The 22,098-nt window shown below is 74.4% G+C and carries 20 protein-coding genes, 5 tRNA genes and 1 pseudogene; 17 read left to right on the top strand and 9 right to left on the bottom strand.

The annotated features are described in order from the left end of the window. Window positions 1-90: 90 nt before the first annotated feature. Window positions 91-771 (bottom strand): lysophospholipid acyltransferase family protein, encoded by a 681-nt coding sequence (locus QNO07_RS08520; RefSeq protein WP_283991066.1) that lies wholly within the window; start codon window positions 769-771, stop codon window positions 91-93. A gap of 239 nt (window positions 772-1,010) precedes the next feature. Here QNO07_RS08520 and QNO07_RS08515 point away from each other — a divergent pair, with 239 nt between their 5' ends. The 3 genes and pseudogenes from QNO07_RS08515 to QNO07_RS08505 all read left to right on the top strand — a co-directional run. Then, complete coding sequence (locus QNO07_RS08515; RefSeq protein ID WP_283991065.1) at window positions 1,011-2,168, top strand: glycerophosphodiester phosphodiesterase; 1,158 nt, start codon at window positions 1,011-1,013, stop codon at window positions 2,166-2,168. Between the two features lie 51 nt (window positions 2,169-2,219). Beyond that, complete coding sequence (locus tag QNO07_RS08510; RefSeq protein ID WP_283991064.1) at window positions 2,220-2,738, top strand: RNA polymerase sigma factor; 519 nt, start codon at window positions 2,220-2,222, stop codon at window positions 2,736-2,738. Between the two features lie 68 nt (window positions 2,739-2,806). Next, a pseudogene (locus QNO07_RS08505) lies at window positions 2,807-3,337 on the top strand (GNAT family N-acetyltransferase); the annotation flags it as partial. A gap of 31 nt (window positions 3,338-3,368) precedes the next feature. On the opposite strand, the gene QNO07_RS08500 reads toward QNO07_RS08505, so the two are convergent. Next, the gene (locus QNO07_RS08500) at window positions 3,369-3,788 is read right to left on the bottom strand and encodes a hypothetical protein (RefSeq protein WP_283991063.1); all 420 of its coding nucleotides are present in this window, start codon (window positions 3,786-3,788) and stop codon (window positions 3,369-3,371) included. Next, window positions 3,781-4,149: a hypothetical protein gene (locus tag QNO07_RS08495; protein ID WP_283991062.1), complete on the bottom strand. Its 369-nt coding sequence runs from the start codon at window positions 4,147-4,149 to the stop codon at window positions 3,781-3,783. The genes QNO07_RS08500 and QNO07_RS08495 overlap by 8 nt, the downstream gene beginning before the upstream one ends. Before the next feature lie 101 nt (window positions 4,150-4,250). Between QNO07_RS08495 and QNO07_RS08490 the strand changes: the two genes are divergently transcribed. The 9 genes from QNO07_RS08490 to QNO07_RS08450 all read left to right on the top strand — a co-directional run bounded on the left by QNO07_RS08490 (window position 4,251) and on the right by QNO07_RS08450 (window position 16,479). Next, the gene (locus QNO07_RS08490) at window positions 4,251-4,955 is read left to right on the top strand and encodes an HAD-IA family hydrolase (RefSeq protein ID WP_283991061.1); all 705 of its coding nucleotides are present in this window, start codon (window positions 4,251-4,253) and stop codon (window positions 4,953-4,955) included. Between the two features lie 305 nt (window positions 4,956-5,260). Continuing rightward, complete coding sequence (locus tag QNO07_RS08485) at window positions 5,261-6,322, top strand: methionine ABC transporter ATP-binding protein (protein ID WP_283991060.1); 1,062 nt, start codon at window positions 5,261-5,263, stop codon at window positions 6,320-6,322. Continuing rightward, the gene (locus tag QNO07_RS08480; RefSeq protein WP_283991059.1) at window positions 6,319-6,990 is read left to right on the top strand and encodes a methionine ABC transporter permease; all 672 of its coding nucleotides are present in this window, start codon (window positions 6,319-6,321) and stop codon (window positions 6,988-6,990) included. Before QNO07_RS08485 ends, QNO07_RS08480 begins: the two co-directional genes overlap by 4 nt. Before the next feature lie 96 nt (window positions 6,991-7,086). Further along, complete coding sequence (locus QNO07_RS08475) at window positions 7,087-7,935, top strand: MetQ/NlpA family ABC transporter substrate-binding protein (RefSeq protein ID WP_283991058.1); 849 nt, start codon at window positions 7,087-7,089, stop codon at window positions 7,933-7,935. Window positions 7,936-8,049: 114 nt separating this feature from the next. Further along, the gene (locus tag QNO07_RS08470) at window positions 8,050-8,694 is read left to right on the top strand and encodes a GNAT family N-acetyltransferase (protein WP_283991057.1); all 645 of its coding nucleotides are present in this window, start codon (window positions 8,050-8,052) and stop codon (window positions 8,692-8,694) included. 169 nt (window positions 8,695-8,863) lie between these two features. Next, on the top strand, window positions 8,864-10,093 hold the full coding sequence (cbiE, locus tag QNO07_RS08465) for a precorrin-6y C5,15-methyltransferase (decarboxylating) subunit CbiE (RefSeq protein ID WP_283991056.1): 1,230 nt from the start codon (window positions 8,864-8,866) through the stop codon (window positions 10,091-10,093). A gap of 256 nt (window positions 10,094-10,349) precedes the next feature. After that, window positions 10,350-14,240 (top strand): nicotinate-nucleotide--dimethylbenzimidazole phosphoribosyltransferase, encoded by a 3,891-nt coding sequence (cobT, locus tag QNO07_RS08460; RefSeq protein ID WP_283991055.1) that lies wholly within the window; start codon window positions 10,350-10,352, stop codon window positions 14,238-14,240. 80 nt (window positions 14,241-14,320) lie between these two features. Beyond that, window positions 14,321-15,544: a uroporphyrinogen-III C-methyltransferase gene (cobA, locus tag QNO07_RS08455; RefSeq protein ID WP_283991054.1), complete on the top strand. Its 1,224-nt coding sequence runs from the start codon at window positions 14,321-14,323 to the stop codon at window positions 15,542-15,544. A 65-nt stretch (window positions 15,545-15,609) separates the two neighbouring features. Next, window positions 15,610-16,479: a TrmH family RNA methyltransferase gene (locus QNO07_RS08450; protein WP_283991053.1), complete on the top strand. Its 870-nt coding sequence runs from the start codon at window positions 15,610-15,612 to the stop codon at window positions 16,477-16,479. Between the two features lie 85 nt (window positions 16,480-16,564). Here QNO07_RS08450 and QNO07_RS08445 read toward each other — a convergent pair whose 3' ends face one another. After that, the gene (locus tag QNO07_RS08445; protein WP_283991052.1) at window positions 16,565-17,785 is read right to left on the bottom strand and encodes a serine/threonine-protein kinase; all 1,221 of its coding nucleotides are present in this window, start codon (window positions 17,783-17,785) and stop codon (window positions 16,565-16,567) included. 237 nt (window positions 17,786-18,022) lie between these two features. Here QNO07_RS08445 and QNO07_RS08440 point away from each other — a divergent pair, with 237 nt between their 5' ends. The 4 genes from QNO07_RS08440 (at window position 18,023) to QNO07_RS08425 (ending at window position 20,397) form a co-directional block, all read left to right on the top strand. Then, on the top strand, window positions 18,023-18,265 hold the full coding sequence (locus QNO07_RS08440; RefSeq protein ID WP_283991051.1) for a DUF8836 family protein: 243 nt from the start codon (window positions 18,023-18,025) through the stop codon (window positions 18,263-18,265). A 254-nt stretch (window positions 18,266-18,519) separates the two neighbouring features. Further along, window positions 18,520-18,750 (top strand): hypothetical protein, encoded by a 231-nt coding sequence (locus tag QNO07_RS08435; RefSeq protein WP_283991050.1) that lies wholly within the window; start codon window positions 18,520-18,522, stop codon window positions 18,748-18,750. A gap of 231 nt (window positions 18,751-18,981) precedes the next feature. Next, entirely contained in the window at window positions 18,982-19,998 is a 1,017-nt protein-coding gene (locus QNO07_RS08430; RefSeq protein ID WP_283991049.1) for a phosphotransferase, read from the top strand. A 51-nt stretch (window positions 19,999-20,049) separates the two neighbouring features. Beyond that, entirely contained in the window at window positions 20,050-20,397 is a 348-nt protein-coding gene (locus QNO07_RS08425) for a TFIIB-type zinc ribbon-containing protein (RefSeq protein WP_283991048.1), read from the top strand. Window positions 20,398-20,459: 62 nt separating this feature from the next. Here the strand turns inward: QNO07_RS08425 and QNO07_RS08420 are convergent. The 5 genes from QNO07_RS08420 to QNO07_RS08400 all read right to left on the bottom strand — a co-directional run bounded on the left by QNO07_RS08420 (window position 20,460) and on the right by QNO07_RS08400 (window position 20,908). Continuing rightward, a tRNA-Val gene (locus QNO07_RS08420) sits at window positions 20,460-20,531 on the bottom strand. Between the two features lie 30 nt (window positions 20,532-20,561). After that, window positions 20,562-20,633 (bottom strand) — tRNA-Val (locus QNO07_RS08415). A 20-nt stretch (window positions 20,634-20,653) separates the two neighbouring features. Continuing rightward, window positions 20,654-20,725, bottom strand: a tRNA-Val gene (locus QNO07_RS08410). 1 nt (window position 20,726) lies between these two features. Continuing rightward, window positions 20,727-20,800, bottom strand: a tRNA-Cys gene (locus tag QNO07_RS08405). 35 nt (window positions 20,801-20,835) lie between these two features. Beyond that, a tRNA-Gly gene (locus tag QNO07_RS08400) sits at window positions 20,836-20,908 on the bottom strand. 113 nt (window positions 20,909-21,021) lie between these two features. Between QNO07_RS08400 and QNO07_RS08395 the strand changes: the two genes are divergently transcribed. After that, window positions 21,022-22,092 carry a chorismate-binding protein gene (locus QNO07_RS08395; protein ID WP_283991047.1) on the top strand — a complete coding sequence of 357 codons (1,071 nt, stop codon included), beginning with the start codon at window positions 21,022-21,024 and terminating at the stop codon, window positions 22,090-22,092. Window positions 22,093-22,098: the final 6 nt, after the last annotated feature.

Here is a 22,098-nt window from a genome sequence, read left to right as displayed (position 1 = left end):
CCAAAGAAGGGCCGGAAGCGGTGTCATCCGTGACGCAACCGTTGAACGCCGTGACACGGCTGTCGAAAAGGCCGGCCAGGTGGCGGGCGGTCAGGCCGCCTTCGCCTTGGTGGCGTACATGTCCACGTACTCCTGGCCCGAGAGCCGCATGACCTCGCTCATCACCTCGTCGGTGACGGCGCGCAGCACGTAGCGGTCGCGGTCCATGCCCTCGTAGCGGGAGAAGTCCAGCGGCTCGCCGAAGCGCACCCGGATCCGTCCGCCGCGCAGCCGCGGCAGGCCGCTGCCGCCCGGCTGCACCCGGTCCGTGCCGATCATCGCGAACGGCACCACCGGCGCACCCGTCATCAGCGCCAGCCGGGCGATGCCCGTCCGCCCGCGGTACAGCCGGCCGTCGGGGGAGCGGGTGCCCTCCGGGTAGATGCCGAACACGCGGCCCTCGTCCAGCACACGGCGCCCGGTCATCAGCGCGGCCACACCACCCCTGGCGCCGTCCCGGTCGACCGGGATCATGCCGACGCCGGTGAAGAACCAGGCCATCAGCCGGCCCTTGAGACCGGTCCCGGTCACGTACTCGTCCTTGCCGATGAAGAACACCTGCCGCCGGCTCACCAGGGGCAGGATCATCGAGTCGATGAAGGTGAGGTGGTTTCCGGCCAGGATCACCGCGCCCGAACCGGGGATCCGCTCCGCGCCCTCCACCTGCGGACGGAACAGCACCCGCAGCAGCGAGCCGAGCAGCGCCTTGATCAGCAGGAAACGGGTCGTCACGGGTTCCGGCCTCCGGTAGTGGGTGGTGGGTGCGCGGTCGCACGGACAGGGACGATACTCGCGGGTCCGCTCGCGCCACGCGCCGGGCACGGGGCGCCACCCCGTGTGATCACCCTAGTCGGCGTGTGTTTCCGCCGTGTTCCGCCCGACGTCTCCCGCCGGCCAGGTCCGCGCCCCTACGCTTCAGCCCGTTGTCGTCGAGGCGGGCGCGCGCCCAACCGAGCAGCAGGGAGAACCAGATGGCGCAGGAGCAGGGACCGGGACGGCGGGCGGTACTGGGCGCGGCGGCGCTCGGGGCCGGCGCGGCGGCACTGGCGGCGGCACCCGCCGCACAGGCGGCCACCGCCGCCCGGGAAGCGTCCTCCACCGGCAGGCGCCGACTGCCGGTACCCGCGGTGGTCGCCCACCGGGGGGCCAGCGGCTACCGGCCCGAGCACACCCTCGGCGCCTACGACCTCGCCCTGGACATGGGCGCCGACATCATCGAGCAGGACCTGGTGCCCACCCGCGACGGCCACCTGGTGTGCCGCCATGAGAACGACATCACCTCGACCACCGACGTCGCCGACCACCCCGAGTTCGCCGGCCGCCGCACCACCCGCACGGTCGACGGACGCGCCTACACCGGATGGTTCACCGAGGACTTCACGCTCGCCGAACTGAAGACGCTGCGGGCGGTCGAGCGCATTCCGGAACTGCGGCAGCAGAACACGCTCTACGACGGCCGCTGGACGATTCCGTCCTTCCAGGAGGTGCTGGACTGGGCGCGCAAGGAGGGTCGCCGCCGCGGGCGGACGGTCTGGCTGCACGCCGAGACCAAGCACCCCACCTACTTCCGCGACCTGGGCCTCGGCCTTGAGGAGCCGCTCGCCCGGCTGCTGCGCCGCGCGGGCCTGGACCGCCGGACCAGCCCGGTCTTCGTGCAGTCCTTCGAGCCCAGCAGTATCCAGCGGCTGGCCCGGCTCGTCGACACCCCCGGCGTGGTGCTGCTGGGCGCGGCCTCGTCCCGGCCGTGGGACTTCACCCGATCCGGAGACCCGCGCACGGTCGCGGACCTGGTGACGCCCGCCGGACTCAGGTGGATCGCCTCGTTCGCCCGCGGCATCGGCCCCACCCTGGACCTCGTCATCCCGCGGGACGCCGCAGGACGGCTGGGCCGCCCCACCTCGCTGGTGCGCGACGCCCACGCCCGCGGCCTGGTGCTGCACCCCTACACGATGCGCAACGAGAACGCCTTCCTACCCGCCGACTTCCGGCGCGGTGACGACCCGCAAGGCTTCGGGGACGCGTTCGGCGCGTACCGCGCCTACTACCGCACGGGCATCGACGCCGTCTTCTCCGACCACCCCGACACCGCGCTGCTCGCCGCGGAGGACTTCCGTCGCTCGCGCGGGTGATCCGCCGCCACAGCCGAAACCGCCCGGCGGGACGTGCGCGTCCCGCCGGGCATGGACGTACCCGAACGGCTCAGGCCGCTGCTCACCGCCCGGTGCGCCACCGAGGCGGCGGAAGCCTGCGCGGACCCGGCCGACCTCGAACAGGCGGTGTGGCTGCGGTGGCTGGAGCACACCCGCACGGCCGGGGCGCCACCGGAACCCGAAGGCTGGCTGAGCGAGGCCGTGCGGACCGAGGCGCGGCACCTGGGCACCCGGGCCCACCGCGAGATCGCCCACGACCCGTCGGCCGCCGAACTGGCAGGCGAACCCGGGCCCAGCGCGGAACGGCGCTTCCTGGCGGCCGAGCGCAGTCGGGCCGTGCGCGAGGCCATCCCCCGGCTGCCGGGACGCTGCCCGCGGCTGCTCGCTGCGATGCTGTCACCCAGAGACCTCACCTACCGCGAAATCGCAGGTGAGTTGGGTATCTCACAGGGCAGTCTGGGGCCGTTGCGTTCCCGTTGCCTGGGATGTCTGCGCAGAATGCTCGTGGCGGAGGTTGGAATCCCCCCACCCGGGGGAAAGGTGCGATAGACAACCGGCGTCACCAGGGCAGACAGCCCGCTGCCGCGCGACCCTCGTACCCCGGCGCGGACGGGCGCAACAGAAAAAGGGAGAGGCGTGCGCACATGGGCATGAGTGTGACCATCTCTGCGGCGACCGAGAACGACGCCGAGCAGATCCTGAAGCTTCAGTACCTGTGCTACCAGTCCGAGGCCGAGCTGTACGGCGACTACCGGATCGAGCCGCTCACCCAGACCCTCGACGAGCTGCGCCGGGAACTGTCCGGCGGCCACGTACTGGTGGCCCGGCTGGGCGACGAGGTCGTGGGTTCGGTACGCGGGGTCGTCGACGCGGACGGCACCGGGCACATCGGCAAGCTGATCGTGCACCCCCGGATGCAGCGGCACGGCCTGGGCGGCCGGCTGCTCGCCTCGCTGGAGACCCGGCTCGCACGGGAGCAGGGCGCCGCCCGGTTCCGCCTCTTCACCGGCCACCGCAGCGACGGCAACCTGCGGCTCTACCGGCGCTGCGGCTACGTGCCCGCCACCACCGAGCGCGTGTCGCCGAAACTGAGCGTGATCACGCTGGAGAAGGAAGCCGTGGCGCACGCCTACGTGGCCAGCGCCTGAAGGCCCGCCCCGCCGGTCCCGGCGCCCGCCGTCAGGCGGACCGGGACCGGCGCAGCCAGTACAGCCCGGTGACGGGCAGCACGAGCGGCAGGAACAGGTAGCCGCGCCCGTAGTCGGACCACACGGTGGAGTCGGGGAACGCCGACGGGTCCAGCACCGTCCACGTACCGACCGCCAGCACCCCGGTCAGCTCGGCCACGCAGCAGGCGAACGCCGCCCGCCGGGCGCCCTCGCCGCCGCGGACCAGGGCGACGGTGATGAAGCCGTAGACCAGTGCCGCCGCCGCCGACAGCAGGTACGCCAGCGGCGCCTCGTGGAAGCGGGTGGACAGCTGGTACGCCGACCGGGACGCCGCGCCGATGGTGAACACCGCGTAGAGCACCACCAGCAGTCGGCCGGGACCGGTGCCGATACCGGTGCCGGACGCCGTTCCCGCGCGCAGGTCACGCACCGCCGCCTCCCCAGATGTCGTGCAGCCGCACCTGGAGCACCGCGAGGACCACGGCGCCCGCCGCGACCGTCGCGGAACCCCAGCGGGTGCGCTCGGCCAGCGACAGGAAGCCGACCGCCGGCACCGCCGCCGCCGCGCCGACCAGGTACGAGAAGAAGATCACCGAACCGTCCGCGGGCTCGGCCCCGGAGGCCACCCGCACGATGCCGACCACCAGCTGGGCCAGGGCCAGCACGGTGACCACGAGCATGCCGGCGAAGTGCCAGTCCTTGGTCGGCTGGTCCCGGTAGGCCGCATGGCCGCACCAGGCGGCCAGGGCGAGGGCGGCCACGGCCACCGCGATGGTCAGCGGGGTGAACATGCGGGTGACTTTACTGCGGCGGCACCCGCCCGCCCCTGGTGGCCCCCGGCCGGGAAGGCGCCCTGCCGGAACCCTCGCGGCGCCGCGTAGCCTGGACCGCCATGGGGATCACCGCTGACGCGCTGCTGTTCGACAACGACGGGACGCTGGTGTCCTCCATCGCTTCGGTGGAGCGCTGCTGGAACCGGTGGGCGGCCGAGTGCGGCGTGCCCGCGTCCGAGTTCGCCGCCGTGCCACGGCACGGCAGGACGGCGGCCGAGATCGTCGCCGACCTGCTCCCGCCGCCGCGTCGGGCGGCCGGGTTGGCGCGCATCCACCAACTGGAGTTCGACGACCTGCCCGGCGGGGTGGTCCCGCTGCCGGACACCGCCGGGCTACTCGCCCTGCTGCCGCGGCAGCGCTGGGCCGTCGTCACCTCGGCGACCCGCCGGCTCGGCGAGGCCCGCCTACGGGCGGCCGGCGTCGACGCGCCGCTGGTGGTCGCCGCGGACGACGTCACCCGCGGCAAGCCGGACCCGGAACCGTTCCTGCTGGCCGCAGCCCGACTCGGGGTCGCGCCGGAGCGGTGCGTGGTCCTGGAGGACGCGCCCGCCGGACTCGCGGCGGGCCGTGCCGCCGGTATGCGGACCGTGGCCTTGACCACAACACACCGGGCCGAGGAGCTGTCGGCTGACCTCGTCGTGCCGGACCTGTCGGCGCTGTCCGTGCAGGTCACAGCGGTCGGCATCACACTCGCGGCCCGGCCCGGCGAAGCCGTGTCCGGCCGGGGTGCCATCCAGCATGCGGACGAACGTCTCCCTTCGTGAGACGTCGGGGTTCCGCTCTGCTTTACTGATCGCATGACCGCATCGAGCAGCCGCATCCCAGCGACCGAGGCGCCCTTCGCGCCCGGTGCCGGCTGCCTGTGTCGAATGTGCGCCCGCTGAGGGCCCCTGCCTGAGCGGTCTCGCGCCCCGAAGCGAGCACCCGTGAGCCGCGCGTCCGCGCCCGCTCACCCCCGCAGCCACCGCCGACCCCGCGGTCCGGCCTGCCCCCGCTCCACGCCACGACATGCCCCGTGTCCGGTGCCCACCCGAGCACCGCGCACTCGACAGTGACGGAAAAGACCCCAGTGATCACCACCACGGACCTGACCAAGGTCTACCGCGCCCGTGGCAGCAACCGCCACGTCACCGCGCTGGACGGCGTCGACCTGCACGTCCGCGAGGGCGAGGTGTTCGGCGTCATCGGACAGAGCGGCGCCGGCAAGTCCTCCCTCATCCGCTGCGTGAACCTCCTCGAACAGCCCACCTCAGGCACCGTCACCGTCGACGGCCTCGACCTCACCGCGCTCGCCGGGCGGGGACGCCGCCCGAGCCGCGCGCTGCGCGAGGCGCGCAGCCGGATCGGCATGGTCTTCCAGCACTTCAACCTGCTGTCCTCACGCACCGTGCAGGGCAACGTCGAACTGCCGCTGGAGATCCTCGGCCTCACCCGCCGCGAACGCAGCCGCAAGGCACTGGAGCTGCTGGACCTGGTCGGCCTCGCCGAGAAGGCCCGCAGCCATCCCGCGCAGTTGTCCGGCGGCCAGAAGCAGCGCGTGGGCATCGCCCGCGCACTCGCCGGCGACCCCAAGGTGCTGCTGTCCGACGAGGCGACGTCCGCCCTCGACCCGGAGACCACCCGCTCGGTGCTGCAGCTCCTGCGCGATCTCAACCAGCACCTCGGCCTCACCGTGCTGCTCATCACGCACGAGATGGACGTGGTGAAGTCGGTCTGCGACTCCGCCGCGCTGATGCGCGCCGGACGCCTGGTGGAGTCCGGCACCGTCACCGACCTGCTCGCCACCCCTGGCTCGGAACTCGCCGCCGAACTGTTCCCGGTCGGCGGCACACCCTCCGCGCCCGGCCGGACCGTCCTGGACGTCACCTTCCACGGCGGCACCGCCGCACAGCCGGTCATCTCCCAGCTCGCCCGCTCCTACCAGGTGGACGTCTCGATCCTCGGCGCCGCCATGGACACCGTGGCGGGCCGGCAGATCGGCCGGATGCGCATCGAACTGCCCGGCAGCTTCGAGGACAACGTCGTGCCCATCGGCTACCTGCGCGAGCAGGGCCTGACCGTCGACATCCTCTCCCTCGCCACCACCGACGCGCCCGCCGCCGGCGCCCTGCTCAAGGAAGGTGCCGCATGACCTGGCAGGACATGCAGCCGCTGCTGGTCCAGGGCAGCATCGACACGCTGTACATGGTCGGCTGGTCCGCGCTCGTCGCCGCCCTCGGCGGCCTCCCGCTGGGGCTGCTGCTGGTCCTCACCGACCGCGGCGGCATGCTGCAGAACAGGGCCGTCAACAAGGTCGTCGGCGCCGTCGTGAACGTCGGACGCTCGCTGCCGTTCATCATCCTGCTGGTCGCTCTGATCCCCTTCACCCGGCTGGTGGTCGGCACGTTCATCGGGCCCACCGCGGCCATCGTGCCGCTGGCCATCGGCGCCATCCCGTTCTTCGCCCGCCTGGTGGAGACCGCGGTCCGCGAGGTCGACCATGGCCTGGTCGAAGCCGTCCAGGCCATGGGTGGCGGCACCGGCACGGTCGTCTTCAAGGCGCTGCTGCCGCAGTCCCTCCCCTCGCTCGTCGCCGGTCTCACCACCACCGTCATCGTGCTCGTCGGCTACTCCGCGATGGCCGGAGCCGTCGGCGGCGGCGGACTGGGCAACCTGGCCCTCACCTACGGCTACCAGCGCTTCGAGACCGGCCTGATGCTGGCCACCGTCGGCGTGCTCATCGTGGTCGTCACGGCCGTGCAGCTCCTCGGCGACGCCGCGGTCCGCCTGCTCAACCGGCGCGAGCGCGCCGGCGCCTGACGGCTGCCCCGGCGCCGCCCCAGAACCCACCCCCAGGAAAAAGACGCCCGAACCCTTCGTCGGGCAGCACCACCACACCGGAAAGAGGCACTCTTCGTGCGCACCACCCGCAAGCTCACCACCGCTGTCGCCGTCACCGCCGCACTCACCCTGGGCCTCACCGCCTGCGGCACCGACTCCGACCCCGCCGGCAGCACCTCGGGCGCCGGCAAGCCGCTGACCGTGGCGGCCTCACCCACCCCGCACGCCAAGATCCTGGAGTACGTCCGGGACAACCTGGCCGAGGACGAGGGACTGGACCTGGAGGTCAAGGTCTTCAACGACTACGTCCTTCCCAACACCGCCACCGAGAGCGGCGAGGTCGACGCCAACTACTTCCAGCACAAGCCCTACCTGGACGACTTCAACAAGAAGAACGGCACCCACGTGGTCCCCGTGGCCGACGTGCACCTGGAACCGCTCGGGCTGTACTCCAAGTCCGCCACGTCCCTCAAGGACATCCGCCGAGGCCAGACCGTCGCCCTGCCCAACGACACCACCAACGAGGGCCGCGCGCTCCAGCTGCTCGACGCCCACGGCCTGATCGAGCTCAAGGAGGGCACCGGCGACGGCGCCACCCTGTCCGACATCAAGGACCGCAAGGGGCTCGAGTTCAAGGAGCTGGAGGCCGCCACCGTGCCCCGCTCGCTGGACGACGTCGACGCCGCCGTGATCAACGGCAACTACGCCATCGAGGCCGGCCTCAAGCCCGCCGACGACGCCCTGGCGCTGGAGGAGGCCGACGGCAACCCCTACGCCAACTTCCTCGCGGTGAAGAAGGGCAACACCGACGACCCGCGCGTGCGCAAGCTCGCCGAACTCCTCACCTCCGACGAGGTCCGCGCCTTCATCAAGAAGGAGTACGACGGCTCCGTGGTGCCCGCCGCCGGTCCCGCCGCGTCCTGACCCGCCGTCAGCAGCGGCCGCGCCGGGCCCCGATCACGATCGGGGCCCGGCGCTGCTGTTCCGGCCTGCGATGCTGCATGCTGGGCTCTTGACCCCGTTGGCATGGAGCGGCACATGACTTCCACCTTCCCGAACATCTCGATCAGCACGGACCGCCTCGTGCTGCGCCCGTTCGAGGAAGCGGACGTCCCCGAGCTCGTCGAGATGATGAACGACGAGTACGTCAGCGCCTGGACGGCCGCGCCCGTCCCCTACACGGAGGCCGACGCCCGGCACTACGTCCTCCGTCAGGCACCGGCCGAGCGCGCCGGCGGCCGGGGTGTGGTCTTCGCCGTCGACGACTTCCTCACCCGCCAGCTCGTCGGCGTGGTCCAGCTCCGCGACACCGACTGGCGTTCGCGTACCACCGGCATCGCCTATGTCATCGCCCCCTGGGCCCGCGGCGAGGGCTACGCCACGGAGGCCGTACTCGCCGTGGCCCGCTGGCTGTTCGAGGACCGCCGGTTCGAGCGGTTGGAACTGCGCACCGCCGCCGGCAACAGCGCCGCCCAGCAGGTCGCACAGAAGGTGGGCGGCATCAGCGAAGGTGTGCTGCGCAACGCCTGGATAGCCCGAATCCGTACCGAGAGCGGCGAGTGGACGGACACCCGCACCGACCTCATCGTCTGGGGACTGCTCCCGGAGGACCTGGAGGGGTTCCAGGAGGAACCCGTCGACACCGCCTACGCCCAGTACGCCGGCCGCCCACACCGGCCCTGACCGGCCCGCCCGTTCCGGCCCGTCCGCCCCTCCCGGCCCGCCGGCCCCGGCCGTCCCCAACTCCGTTGCGGGCGGCGCCCGCAGCCGCAGCGGATGGCGCCGCCCACCCCGCAGCTCCGGTAGTCTCACTGCCGTCCCCACCTGCGACGCCCCCTGGAGAGTCCCGCCGATGGCCGACCGCGTCACCGTGATCGGATGGGACGGCTCCCCGGTGTCCGGCCCCGCCAGAGCAGCGCTCGGCGCCGCCACCCTCGTCGCCGGAGCCGCCCACCACCTGGCACTGCCCGAGGTGCCGCCCACCGCCGAACAGGTCCGGCTGGGCAGCCTCCCGCTCGCCGCCCGCCGCATCGCCCAGCACCGCGGCAGCGCCGTGGTCCTCGCGGACGGCGACCCCGGCTTCTTCGGGGTCGTCCGCACCCTGCGGGCGCCCGAGCACGGCCTCGAGGTCGAGGTCGTACCGGCCGTCTCCTCGGTCGCCGCCGCCTTCGCCCGCGCCGGCATGCCCTGGGACGACGCCCGCGTCGTCGTCGCCCACAGCCGCACCCTGCGCCGCGCGGTGAACGTCTGCCGGGCCCACACCAAGGTCGCCGTCCTCACCGCGCCGGGCGCCGGACCCACCGAACTGGCCCTGCTGCTGGAGGGGGTGCACCGCACCTTCGTCATCTGCGAGGCGCTGGGCACCGCCCAGGAGCGCACCACGGTGCTCACCTCGGACCGGGTCGCCGACCACAGGTGGCGCGACCCGAACGTGGTCATCGTGGTCGGCGGCCCCGGCTCCGGCACCCCGGCCGGTGAGGGGAGCGCCGGCGGTTGGCTCGCCGGCCGCTCCCCGGCCGAGGCCGAAGGCCCGCGGGGCTGGGCTCTGCCCGCGGCCGAGTACGGAACACGGCCGGCGGACGACACCGAGGGCGAGTCGACCACCCTGCGAGCGGCCCAGCTGGCCCGCCTCGGGCCGCGGGTGGGGGACCTGGTGTGGGACATCGGCTGCGGCAGCGGCGCCGCGGCGGCCGAAGCGGCCCGTTTCGGGGCCGCGGTCATCGCCGTGGACCGCACCGCCGACGCCTGCGCCCGCGCCACCGCGGCGGCCCGCCAGTTCGGCGTGCAACTGCACGTCGTGCACGGCGGCGCGCCGCAGGTGCTGGAGGACCTGCCCGAACCCGACGTCGTGCGGATCGGCGGGGGCGGCCTGCGCACCGTCGCGGCCTGCGCCGACCGGCGGCCCGAACGCATCGTCACCCACGCCGCCACCCGCGACGAGGCCGAGGAGATCGGCCGGGTGCTGTCCGCCGGCGGCTACGCCGTCGAGTGCGCGCTGCTCCAGTCCGTGGACCTCGACCCCGAGCAGTGGACCGAACGTGAGCGCGCCGTCGTTTTCCTGCTGTCGGGCAGTCGTATGTGATCTGCGGTGGAACGAACCATGACCAACCGGGGTCAGTCACGCACCCTGGGCCGGTGTCCAGAGGCGTGCCGGGTAGTCTGATGGATCGTTGTGCCGTCAGCCGGGATTGACGTTTTGTTCGTCAGTGTCCCGTCAACGTACGGATGACGCCGGCGGAGGCACGTGCCGCGCACCGCGCACGCTCGTTGTCCTCCTGCAGGGGGTGTGTGGATCCCGCCGGGTTGGAAGGAGCATCACCGATGGGCGAGGGGTACGCATGACTGACACCGGCCGGATCCCGGGCGAGGGACAGCCGGGGAACGCAGGCGGACAGCAGGAGCAGCCGGACGCTCCGGCTCCCGGCGAGTACCTCGCAGCGGACCCCGTCGCCACCGGACACGGAGGCGTCCAGGACGACCTGCTCCTGATGCCCGGTGCCCGGGGCGCCTGGACCGAGAGCTCCGCTCAGCCGGTTCCGCCCACCCCTCCGCAGACGCGGCTGCCCGAGGCGCACGAGACCGACGGCCGCGACTCCGGGTCGCTCGACTTCGGCGCCGTCCGCACTCCCTCCGCCGCGCCGGTGCAGCCCCCGGCCGCACCGCGGCGCCCCCTGCACCTGGGCCCGCCGGTGCCCGCGCAGTCCCAGGCGGTGCGCTCGCTCGCCGACCGCGGGCCGAGCAGCGCCGCCCCCGCCCGCGCCGCGATGCCGGCCCCCCACCCGCAGCAGGTCCCGCAGCCGGAGTACCTCGACGCGGCGCCCGAGCCCGCCGACCGCTCCCTGTCGGTGGCGTCCGCCGTGGCGACCGCGCACGCCGGGGAGCCACTGCCCGGCCCGCAGCTCGGTGAACTGCCCCCGCAGCCCGGCGGCTGGGACGCCCCGCAGCCCGCAGCGGACGCCGAGCCCGCGCCCGCCGGGCAACCGGCCGCGCCTGCCGAGCCGATGCCTGCCGAGTCCGGGCCCGTGGGGCCCGACTCCGGGACGGCCGAGGGGGGCGACCCGTCGGCTCCCGAGCAGCCGCCCGTCCCCGACGGAACGCAGCCCGAGCCGTTGGGCCCGGACGATTCCGTGCCGTCGCAGGAGCCCGCGGCTGGAGCCGAGCAGGGAGAGCCCGGGACTCCGGGCGAGGGCGACGAGGTGCCGCAGGACCAGCCCCCGCCCACAGCCGAGGCCCCGCAGCACGCGGTGTCGGCGACGGAACCCGCCGACGCCTACCTCCAGACCCCGCAGGATGCCGAGTCGGCCGTGGTGACCGAGTCGGCCGTGGTGACCGAGCCGTCCGGTGTGACGGAGCCGGCCGAGCCCGCCGAGCAGACGCAGCCGCCGGTCGCCGTGCCGCCTCCCGCCGACGCTGCGGCCGACGTGTCCGGCAGCGCCGAAACGGCTGACCCGGACGCGGCCGAACAGCCCGCTGCAGACCCGGCCCGCTCCGTCGACGCGCTCCCGTCGGACGCCCCGGAACCCCAGGCACCGGCGGAGCCCGTCGCCCCCGAGGCCGTTGTCCCGGAGGCACCCGCCCCCGAGACCGTCGGTCCGGATCTTGTGGACGCGCCGCACCCCGCCCAGGCGGACGCCCTCCCGGCCGACGACGCCCAGGCACAGCCCGACCACCCCGACCACCCCGAGCAGGAGGCGGCCGAGATGGCTGAGGTGGTTGATACGGCTGAGGTGGCCGCCGCCGTGGGAACCGCGCCGGTGGACACGCCTCCCACCGCTGCCCCGCTGGCCGAGGGTGATCCGAGCACCGAGGTTCCGACGTCTCCGGAGGGGTCCGTGCCGCCCGAACCCGCTCAAGCCGAGCCCGCTCAAGCCGAACCCGTTCCCGCCGCGCCCGAGCAGGTCGCCCCCGTGCAGGCCGAGCAGCCCCCGGCGGTTCCCGTCGCCGAGCAGCCCGCCCCGCAGGCGCCGCGCCCCGGCGGCACGTCCACGTCCGCGTTCCTGGACGAGCCCGCCCCGCAGGTGTGGCACGCTCCCGCCGACGCCCCGGCCTCCGCCGAGCAGGTGCCCGCCGCCGATCCGACCGGTTGGCCGGACGCCGGCCGGACACCGGCGCCCGCCGCTGAAGCGGTACCGATGCCGCGCGCGGAGCCCACCGGCCTGTACCCGGTCGGCGAGCCCGTCGCCGCGCACGCCGCCCCCGACCAGACGCACCCGGAGCCGGCGCCCGCGCCGGCCGCGGGTGTGCCGTCGGCCGCCCCCGACCACCCCGAGCAGGCCCAGCAGGCGGGTGCCGTCGCTCTCGCGGAGGGCGGCGCGGTCCCCGCACCGCACGCCGCGCCGGACAGCCGGCCCGCCCCCGGCGGGCAGAGCGTGCCGGCCCCGCGCGCCGGGGACGACCCCCGCCCGGCAGCCGGGCACGGGGACGGTCAGGCCGGCCCCGACCAGGCGGCCGGTCCCGACGAGGCGCCGTCCGCCCCCCGGCCCGTTCCCACGGGCCCGCCGGCCCCCGGCTACTCCGAGGCCGACCGCGAGGCCCTGCACCGGGTGATGCGTGAGCGGCGCGACATCCGCAACGGCTTCCGGCCGGACCCGATCCCGCACGAGGTGCTGCTGCGCGTACTCGAGGCGGCCCACACCGCTCCGAGCGTCGGCCACTCCCAGCCGTGGGACTTCGTCATCATCCGGTCCGAGGACACCCGGCGCGCGATGCACGAGCTGGCCACCCGCCAGCGGGAGGCGTACGCGAAGTCGCTGCCGAAGGCCCGGGCGAAGCAGTTCAGAGAACTCAAGATCGAGGCCATTCTCGACACCCCGGTCAACATCGTCGTCACCGCCGACCCCACCCGTGGCGGCCGGCACACACTCGGCCGCCACACCCAGCCGCAGATGGCGCCCTACTCGTCCGCGCTCGCCGTGGAGAACCTGTGGCTCGCCGCCCGCGCCGAAGGCCTCGGCGTGGGATGGGTCAGCTTCTTCGACGAGCGGGAGATGGTCCGCGAACTCGACCTGCCCGACCACCTCGAAGTGGTCGCCTACCTCTGCGTCGGTTATGTCGACGCCTTCCCCGACGAGCCCGAACTGGTCCAGTCGGGCTGGTCCAAGCGCCGCCCGCTGTCCTGGGTCGTGCACGAGGAGTCCTACGGCCGCCGCGTGCTGCCCGGCTCCGAACCCCACGACCTGCTGTCGGAGACGCTGGAGGGCATCCGCCCGCTCGACGCCAAGGCGCTCGGCGAGGCGTGGGAGCGGCAGAAGCGCATGACCAAGCCGTCCGGCGCGCTGGGCATGCTGGAGATCATCTCCGCGCAGCTGTGCGGCCTGTCCCGCAAGTGCCCGCCGCCGATCCCCGAGCCCGCCGCGGTGGCGATCTTCGCCGGGGACCACGGCGTGCACGCCCAGGGCGTCACCGCCTGGCCGCAGGAGGTCACCGCGCAGATGGTGGCCAACTTCCTCGGCGGCGGGGCCGTCTGCAACGCCTTCGCCAACCAGGTGGGCGCGGAGGTGTGCGTGGTGGACGTCGGTGTCGCCGGCGACCTGCCCAGCACCCCGGGTCTGCTGCCGCGCAAGGTGCGGGCGGGCACCGCCGACTTCACCGCCGGTCCCGCACTGACCCGCGAGGAGGCCCTGCGTGCCGTCGAGGTCGGCATCGAGACCGCCCGCGACCTGGTCACCGCCGGCAACAAGGTGCTCCTCACCGGAGAGATGGGGATCGCCAACACGACCGTCTCAGCCGCGCTGATCTCCGTCTTCACCGGCGTGGACGCAGCCGAGGTCACCGGCCGCGGCACCGGCGTCAACGACGAGATGCACGCCCGGAAGATCGAGGTGGTGCGCCGGGCGCTGGAGCTGCACCGCCCGGACCCGGCCGATCCGCTCGGCGTGCTCGCCGCCGTGGGCGGGCTGGAGCACGCGGCTCTCGTCGGGCTGATCCTGGGCGGTGCGTCCCTGCGCACTCCTGTCATCCTCGACGGGGTCAGCGCCGGTGCCGCCGCCCTGGTGGCGCGGGCCATCGCGCCGGAGGCGCTGGCCGCCTGCATCGCGGGCCACCGCAGCGCCGAACCCGGCCACATGGCGGCCCTGACGAAGCTGGGCCTGCGGCCCCTGGTCGACCTCGACCTGCGGCTCGGTGAGGGCACGGGCGCCCTGCTCGCGCTGCCCGTGGTGCAGAGCGCGGCCCGTGCCATGCACGAGGTGGCCACCTTCGATGCGGCGGGCGTCACAGAGAAGAACTGATCCACGCCCCTTACAGTGCTCGTATTCGCCGCTCCACCGCCGCAGCGGCCCAGCAACACCGCCCGAGGAGCCGCTGCACCATGCCGGACATGCCCGCATACCCCGTAGGACTGCGCCTGGAGGGCCGTCGTGTCGTGGTGCTCGGTGGCGGCAGCGTCGCCCAGCGCCGGCTGCCCGCCCTGGTGGCGGCGGGCGCGGACGTGCTGCTGATCTCACCGGAGGCCACCCCGTCGGTGGAGGTCATGGCCTCCACTGGCGAGATCCGCTGGGAGCGCCGTGGCTACCGCGACGGCGACCTCGCCGAGGCCTGGTACGCGCTGATCGCCACCAGTGACCCCGACGCCAACACCGCGGCCTCCGCCGAGGGCGAGGCCCGCCGGGTGTGGTGCGTGCGCAGCGACGACGCGGAGGCCGCCACCGCCTGGACCCCGGCCACCGGCCGCAGCGAGGGCGTGACCGTCGCGGTCATGACCGGAAGCGACCCGCGCCGCTCGGCGGCCGTGCGGGACGCGGTGATCGAGGGTCTGCGCGACGGCAGCCTGCCCGCCCGCCAGCACCGGTCCCGCACCGCGGGCGTCGCGCTGGTCGGCGGCGGCCCCGGTGACCCGGACCTGATCACCGTGCGCGGACGCCGCCTGCTCGCCGAGGCCGACGTGGTCATCGCCGACCGCCTCGGCCCGCGCGACCTGCTCGACGAACTGCCGCCGCACGTCGAGGTGATCGACGCGGCGAAGATCCCGTACGGGCGGGCCATGGCGCAGGAGGCCATCAACGACGCGCTGATGGAGCACGCCAAGGCCGGCAAGCTCGTCGTGCGCCTCAAGGGCGGCGACCCGTACGTCTTCGGCCGCGGTATGGAGGAGGTCGAGGCGCTCACCGAGGCCGGCATCCCGGTGACCGTCGTGCCCGGCATCTCCAGCTCCATCAGCGTGCCCGGCGCCGCCGGTATCCCCGTCACCCACCGCGGCGTAGCCCACGAGTTCACCGTGGTCAGCGGCCATGCCGCACCCGACGACCCGGCGTCGCTCGTCGACTGGCCCGCCCTGGCCAGGCTGCGCGGCACCCTGGTGATGCTGATGGCCGTCGAGCGCGCCGGGGCGATCGCGGCCACGCTGATCGAACACGGCAGGGACCCGCGGACCCCGGTCGCCGTCATCCAGGAGGGCACCACCAGCGCGCAGCGGCGCGTCGACGCCACCCTGGAGACCGTCGCCGAGACCGTCGCGGCGGAGGGCGTGCGCCCGCCCGCGGTCATCGTCGTCGGCGACGTCGTCCACGTCGGGCCGCCCGCCCGGCACTCCTGACCCCCTGGTGGCGGGGCGGCGCCCCCGCTCCGGACCGACCGACGACAACAAGGCAGTGGCACGCTGTGGCTGAACCCCGCACCGTCGAGGACCCCGCCGACCCCCGGCTGGCCGACTACACCGGGCTGACCGACGTACAGCTGCGGCGCCGCCGGGAACCCGCCGAGGGACTGTTCATCGCCGAGGGCGAGAAGGTCATCCGCCGTGCCCTGCAAGCCGGTTACCGGATGCGGTCGATGATGCTCACGGCCAAGTGGGCGGACGTGATGGACGACGTCATCGCCTCGGTGGACGCGCCCGTCCACCTGGTCGCCGCGGACCTCGCCGAGCAGGTCACCGGCTACCACGTGCACCGGGGCGCGCTGGCGTCCATGCAGCGGGCCCCGCTGCCGGAGGTCGCCGACCTGCTGGCGACCGCCCGCCGCGCCGACCCCTCGCGGACCGCCGCGCTCGCGGGGGCGTGCGACCCGGACGGGCTGCCCGCCCGGCGGATCGCCGTGTTCGAGGACCTGGTCGACCACGCCAACCTCGGCGCGGCGTTCCGCAACGCGGCGGCCCTGGGCGTCGACGCGGTGCTGCTCACCCCCCGCTGCGCCGACCCGCTCTACCGCCGGGCCGTCAAGGTCTCCATGGGCGCGGTCCTGCAACTGCCCTGGACCCGGCTGCGGTCCTGGCCGGGGGACGTCGGCATCCTGCGCGAGGCGGGTTTCACCACCGCCGCGTTCTGCCTCGGCGAGCAGTCGATCACCCTGGACGAGCTGGCCGCCCGGCGTCCTCCCCGGCTGGCCCTGATGTTCGGCACCGAGGGCGACGGCCTCACCCCGCAGGCCCTGGCCACCGCCGACGTACGGGTGCGCATCCCGATGGACGCCGGAGTGGACTCGCTCAACGTGGCCGCCACCTCCGCACTCGCCTTCTACGCGACGCGTAACTGAGGCGGCCGGACGCGGGTCGGCGCGACCGGCCGCGGCGATGCATGCCGCCCGGGCGCCGTCCCGGTGGCGGTCGTGAGCGGGCGGTTCAGCCGGCCGGTGCGGCGGATCTGGCGGGCGGGCCCGGCGCGGGCAGGGCCCGGTCCGGGCCGCCGCACCCCTGGGCCGCCGCGATGCCGAGGGCGACCAGCAGCGTCACCGTCACGAAGACCACCAGCCGCTGCCGCAGCAGCCGGCGGTCCGCGCCGGACGCCGGACGCCGGGCGCCGCGTCCCGTCCCGGTGCGGGACGGCCGGGACCCGGACCTGACCGGCGGCCGCGCCGGACGCCGACCTGACGCGGGGGCCGGGCGGGGCGTCGACGCCCGCGGCGACGAGGGCGACGGACCTGACGCCGGGGCCTGCCCGCGCTCGGTGCGCTCCGAGGCCGACGCCGCCCGCCGGGAGCCGTCCGGCCGTGACGCGGCGGCGCCGCCCTCGGGCAGCCCGCGCGCCTCCCGGGCGGCGATCTCCTTCAGCCGCAAGGACAGTTGCAGCGTGCTCGGGCGCTCCTCCGGGTTCTTCGCCAGGCAGGCCTGCACGATGGGGGCCAGCGGGGCCGGTACGGCGTGCAGCGACGCCTCCTCGTGCACCACGCGGTACAGCATGACCTCGGAACTGCCGTGTCCGAACGGGGAATCGGCGGTGGCCGCGTAGGCGAGCGTGGCGCCGAGGGAGAACACGTCGGTGGCCGGCGTCACCGCCGCGCCCCTGACCTGCTCCGGAGCGAGGAAGCCGGGGGAGCCGACCGCCGTGCCCACGTGCGTCAGGGTGCTCGCGCCGGTGGCCCAGGCGATGCCGAAGTCGATGATGCGGGGGCCCTTGGGGGAGAGCAGGATGTTCGACGGCTTGAGGTCGCGGTGGACGACACCCGCCTCGTGCACGGCCAGCAGCCCCTCGGCCAGCGCCGCTCCGACCGCCGCCACCTGGGCGGGCGGCAGCGGCCCGCCCTCGCTCACCTTGTCGTGCAGGGACGGGCCCGGCACGTACTGGGTGGCGAACCACGGGCGGTCCGCGTCGAGGTCGGCAGCCACCAGCCGGGCCGTGCAGCCGCCCCGGATGCGCCGGGCCGCCGACACCTCGCGGGCGAACCGGGAGCGGAACTCCTGGTCCTCCGCGAGGTCGGGCCGGATCACCTTCAGCGCCACCCGCTGGCCGCGCCGGTCCGAGCCGAGGTAGACGACCCCCATGCCGCCCGCGCCCAACCGGCGGTGCAGCTTGAACGAACCGACGACGCGCGGGTCCTCGCGCCGGAGCCGCATCATCGCCATGTCCTTCCCCTACCTCCGGTGGGGAGGCCCCACTTCGCTGACCGGAACCGACCGGCCGTCCGACGAGCACAGCTTACGGACTGCCGTCGCCGCGCGCCGAGAGGCCGCGCGTGCCGCACCCGACGGAATGTCAGTGCCGGGTGGGATCCTGTGAATGGACGCGGTTTCTGCCGTCCGTACCGGCGCAGAGCCGCACCTTCTTTCCCAACAGACCCTCAGGCAACGGGGAGTGACGCTGTGAAAGGTGACTGGGTGGAGATAGTGGTGGACGCCGGGGACACCACCAGGACATACGAGGTGAGGGCGACGAAGGCGGGCCGTCGGGTGGAGACGCAGGTCCGCAGGGGTGTGGTCGAAGTGAGCGAAGTCACCCGCAGCGGCACCGCCGTCCGTACGGCGCGCTTCATGGCGAACCGGGTGCTCGCGCTGGTCGAGCACCCGCTGCCGCGCCCGGACGGCCCCGTGGCGGAGGCGGGATGAGCGGGGCCGGGGGCGTGGGCCCGGCGGCCCCGCCCCGACCCCTCCGGGAGGACCCCGGTACCGGCGGGCCCCTTGTCCACCCTGGGGAGTACCTGCGGGCCCTCCTTGTCCTCCTGCGGGATGCCCCGCAGCCGGTACGCGGGCATGACGCCACAGGCCCCGGGCAGGCCTAACGTTGAGGTCAAGCGGCGGGCGCAGCACTCGTCCCCCGAGGTTCGACGCCCGCCGCCCCAGAACACGACAGGAGCATCACCATGGCGCACACGGCAGATCGCCCAGCGGTCCGGGCACAGGGAAGGCTGACCGGCTTGCTGGCGGGCCTCTCCGCCTCGGTGCCGGTGGGCCTGCGCCCCGCCGGCCGGCGGCATCCGCTGGTGGCGGTCATGATGGTGCTCCCGTTGGCAGTCCTCCTCGGCGTGGTCTTCGGCGGCGTGGAGGCCGTGCTCACCCAGGCGTCGTCCGTGGCGGGAATGCTGGGGCGCTGAACAGGCGCTTCCGGAACGGGAGAGCGGCCCGAACCGGGAACATTCAGCCATGAACCCCGTGGGGACGGGGGTACGGGACGGTGCGAGAGCCCGGGCGGTCCAGCGGACCGCCCGGGTTCCGCGCGTCTGCGGGCGGTACGCTCCCCGACGGCCCGTTCCGCGCGGCCGGTTGGTGCGCCGGCCCCGAGCCACGGGCGGCGGCACGGCGTTGGACCACGGGGGAGGGGCGCGATGTCGACGGACGCGGCGACGCTGGAGTCGCTGGCGGCCCTGGCCGGGGTACCGGGCGGGCGGGCGCCCGAGGTGCTCGCCGACCGTCCGGACGGCACCGTCGTACGCTGTGGCCCGGTCGCCGTCAAGGTCCACGACGGGCGGTCGGACCTCGTGCGGCTGGCGCAGCGCCTCCGCATCGCCGCCCACCCCCTGCTGCGCGGAGTCCTGCTCGCGCCCCTGCCGCTGCCGATGGCGGCTGCCGTGCCGGCGCAGCCGTCCCCCGGCCCGGCGTTCGGCGCGGGACAACCGCCCCGCGCCGGCGCGGGACTGCTCGGTGCCCTGCCGGACGGGCGGGCGGTCAGCCGCTGGCCGTACGGCGTGCCCGTCGCACCCGACGCACCCGAAGAGGCCCCGTGGGTACCCGCGGGGCGGCTGCTCGCACGGCTGCACGCCGTGCCCGTGCACCGGCTGCCCGGCCCGGTACCGGTGTCGCGCGGGCCGGCCAAGGCGGCCGGTGCCGTGCTGCGCATGCGCCGCAGCGCTGCCGCCTCGCGGTACCGGGAGCCGGTGGAGCGCGTCTGGGCCGGCCTGCCCGGTTGGGCCCGGGGCGCGCCGGAGGCCGCCCGCCCGGGGCCGGACGCCACGCTGAGTCACGGCGACCTGCACCTGGGCCAGCTGGTCCGGCTGCCCGCGACGCAGGACGGGTGGCGCCTGATCGACGTCGACGACCTGGGCCGTGGTGTGCCCGCCTGGGACCTGGCCCGCCCGGCCGCCTGGTTCGCCGCCGGCCTGCTCGACCCCGACGACTGGTCGGCTTTCACCGGGGCCTACCGCGCCGCGGGCGGCGCCGCGCTGCCGCCGGGGGACGACCCCTGGGCGGTGCTGGACGTGCCGGCCCGCGCGCTCACGGCACAGACCGCCGCCACCGGCCTGCTCCGGGCCCTGGCCGAGGACAGGCCGCCGGACGAGGTCGAACAGGCACTGCTGGACGCCTGCTTGCGCATTGCCCGGATTGCGCCGGCCGGTCCGCCGTAGTCTGGTCGCGGGCCGGAGGGGCCGGTCCGTTCCCGCGAGGAGAAGCCGACGATGCAGTGTCCCAAGTGCCGGGCGCCGATGCAGACGTACAACCGCGGCGGGGTGCAGATCGAGCAGTGCAGCGGCTGCCGGGGGATCTTCCTCGACTACGGTGAGCTGGAGGCGCTGACCAGCCTGGAGTCCCAGTGGAACCAGCAGGCGCCGCCCGCCCAGCCCGCCCCGCCGCCGGCGCAGCCGCACCCCGGCGCCCAGCCCTACCCGGCCCAGGCCCACCCCGTGGCGCAGCCCTACCCCGCCGCGCAGCCCTACCCGGCGGCGCCCGCCTGGGGAGCGCCGCACCACGGCCGCGGCGGCTACCGGCACAAGAAGGGCTTCGGCCGCATGCTGTTCTCCTCGTAGCCCGTAGCCGCACACACCGCAGGAGCCCCCGGCCGACCGGCCGGGGGCTCCTGCGTGAGGTGTGGACGATACTGGGATTGAACCAGTGACCTCTTCCGTGTCAGGGAAGCGCTCTCCCGCTGAGCTAATCGTCCGTTCGGTCACCATCGGTGACCGGGCGTGCGTGCGCGATACTGGGATTGAACCAGTGACCTCTTCCGTGTCAGGGAAGCGCTCTCCCGCTGAGCTAATCGCGCGGGCGGCCCTCGCGGGCCAGTGGACGATACTGGGATTGAACCAGTGACCTCTTCCGTGTCAGGGAAGCGCTCTCCCGCTGAGCTAATCGTCCATGGAGGTGGAGACGGGATTTGAACCCGTGTAGACGGCTTTGCAGGCCGTTGCCTCGCCTCTCGGCCACTCCACCAGGAGTGCGGGGGTCGGGAAGATCCCCTGTTCTCGAGCGGACGACGAGATTCGAACTCGCGACCCTCACCTTGGCAAGGTGATGCTCTACCAGCTGAGCCACGTCCGCAGGTGCCGTTTCCCGGGCCCGCTTGCACGGCCCGGCGACGTGTTGAACTTTAGCGGATTCCCGGGCCAGCTCAAATTCCGTTGTTGCGGGGCGCCCCCCATAGACTCGAAACCGTGCTCGATCAGGCTCCCCTCGCCCGCTTCGGCGGCCTCCTCGCCTCCGACCTGCGGGACGTCACCCGCGACCCCGCAGCCCTGGACTCCAAGGGCTGGTGGGCGGTGGTCGCCGACTTCGAAGGCGGCACGGTCTGCGCCCGGTTCGGCGACGTCAGGACCGTCGGGGAGCGGCGTTCACCCTCGGCGGGTGACCACTGGCGGGGCCCCGCCGCGCACGACTGGACCTCCTCGCTGGACCGGGCCGGGTACGAGGCGGGAGTGCGGCGGATCCGCGAGCACATCGCCGCCGGCGACGTCTACCAGGCCAATCTCTGCCGCGTCCTCAGCGCCCGCCTGCCGGAACCGGACACCGCCGACGTCGACGAACTCGCCGCCCTGCTGGCCGGCGGCAACCCCGCTCCCTACTCCGGCACCGTGCGGCTGCCCGGCCATGGAGTGGAGGTCGCCACCGCCTCACCCGAGCTGTACCTGCGGCGCGGCGGACGCACCGTGGAGTCCGGCCCCATCAAGGGCACCGGACGCACCGAGGCGGACCTGCTGCCGAAGGACCACGCCGAGAACGTGATGATCGTCGACCTGGTCCGCAACGACCTGGGCCGCGTGTGCACCCCCGGCAGCGTCACTGTCCCCCGGCTCTGCGAGGTCGAGCCGCACCCGGGGCTGGTCCACCTGGTGTCCTCCGTACGCGGCGAACTCGCGCCCGGCGCGGGCTGGGCCGAACTGTTCGCCGCGACGTTCCCGCCCGGATCGGTCACCGGCGCGCCCAAGTCCAGCGCGCTGCGCATCATCGACGCGCTGGAGACGGCGCCGCGCGGCCCGTACTGCGGGGGAGTGGGCTGGGTGGACGCCGACCGCGGCACCGGCCGGCTCGCCGTCGGCATCCGCACGTTCTGGATAGACCGGACGGCGCCGGGCGGCCCGCAACTGCGGTTCGGCACCGGGGCCGGCATCACCTGGGGCTCCGAGCCGCACCGCGAGTGGGCGGAGACGGAGCTCAAGGCCGAGCGGCTGCTGCGGGTAGCGTCGGGGGAGTACGCGCGGAGCACTACCGGGAGGCGGCACACGTGACGGTGA

It is taken from the genome of Streptomyces sp. 549, assembly GCF_030124175.1.
In the GTDB taxonomy this organism is placed as follows: Bacteria; Actinomycetota; Actinomycetes; order Streptomycetales; family Streptomycetaceae; genus Streptomyces.
The sequence above is the reverse complement of the archived record's forward strand: the minus strand, read 5'-3'. Positions and strand labels throughout refer to the sequence as shown.

Coding starts and splice junctions, on each gene's coding strand:
- QNO07_RS08515 (WP_283991065.1), top strand. CDS start 1,011: ATGGCGCAGGAGCAGGGACCGGGACGGCGGGCGGTACTGGGCGCGGCG.
- QNO07_RS08510 (WP_283991064.1), top strand. CDS start 2,220: ATGGACGTACCCGAACGGCTCAGGCCGCTGCTCACCGCCCGGTGCGCC.
- QNO07_RS08495 (WP_283991062.1), bottom strand. CDS start 4,149: ATGTTCACCCCGCTGACCATCGCGGTGGCCGTGGCCGCCCTCGCCCTG.
- QNO07_RS08490 (WP_283991061.1), top strand. CDS start 4,251: ATGGGGATCACCGCTGACGCGCTGCTGTTCGACAACGACGGGACGCTG.
- QNO07_RS08480 (WP_283991059.1), top strand. CDS start 6,319: ATGACCTGGCAGGACATGCAGCCGCTGCTGGTCCAGGGCAGCATCGAC.
- QNO07_RS08470 (WP_283991057.1), top strand. CDS start 8,050: ATGACTTCCACCTTCCCGAACATCTCGATCAGCACGGACCGCCTCGTG.
- cbiE (WP_283991056.1), top strand. CDS start 8,864: ATGGCCGACCGCGTCACCGTGATCGGATGGGACGGCTCCCCGGTGTCC.
- cobT (WP_283991055.1), top strand. CDS start 10,350: ATGACTGACACCGGCCGGATCCCGGGCGAGGGACAGCCGGGGAACGCA.
- cobA (WP_283991054.1), top strand. CDS start 14,321: ATGCCGGACATGCCCGCATACCCCGTAGGACTGCGCCTGGAGGGCCGT.
- QNO07_RS08445 (WP_283991052.1), bottom strand. CDS start 17,785: ATGGCGATGATGCGGCTCCGGCGCGAGGACCCGCGCGTCGTCGGTTCG.
- QNO07_RS08435 (WP_283991050.1), top strand. CDS start 18,520: ATGGCGCACACGGCAGATCGCCCAGCGGTCCGGGCACAGGGAAGGCTG.
- QNO07_RS08430 (WP_283991049.1), top strand. CDS start 18,982: ATGTCGACGGACGCGGCGACGCTGGAGTCGCTGGCGGCCCTGGCCGGG.
- QNO07_RS08425 (WP_283991048.1), top strand. CDS start 20,050: ATGCAGTGTCCCAAGTGCCGGGCGCCGATGCAGACGTACAACCGCGGC.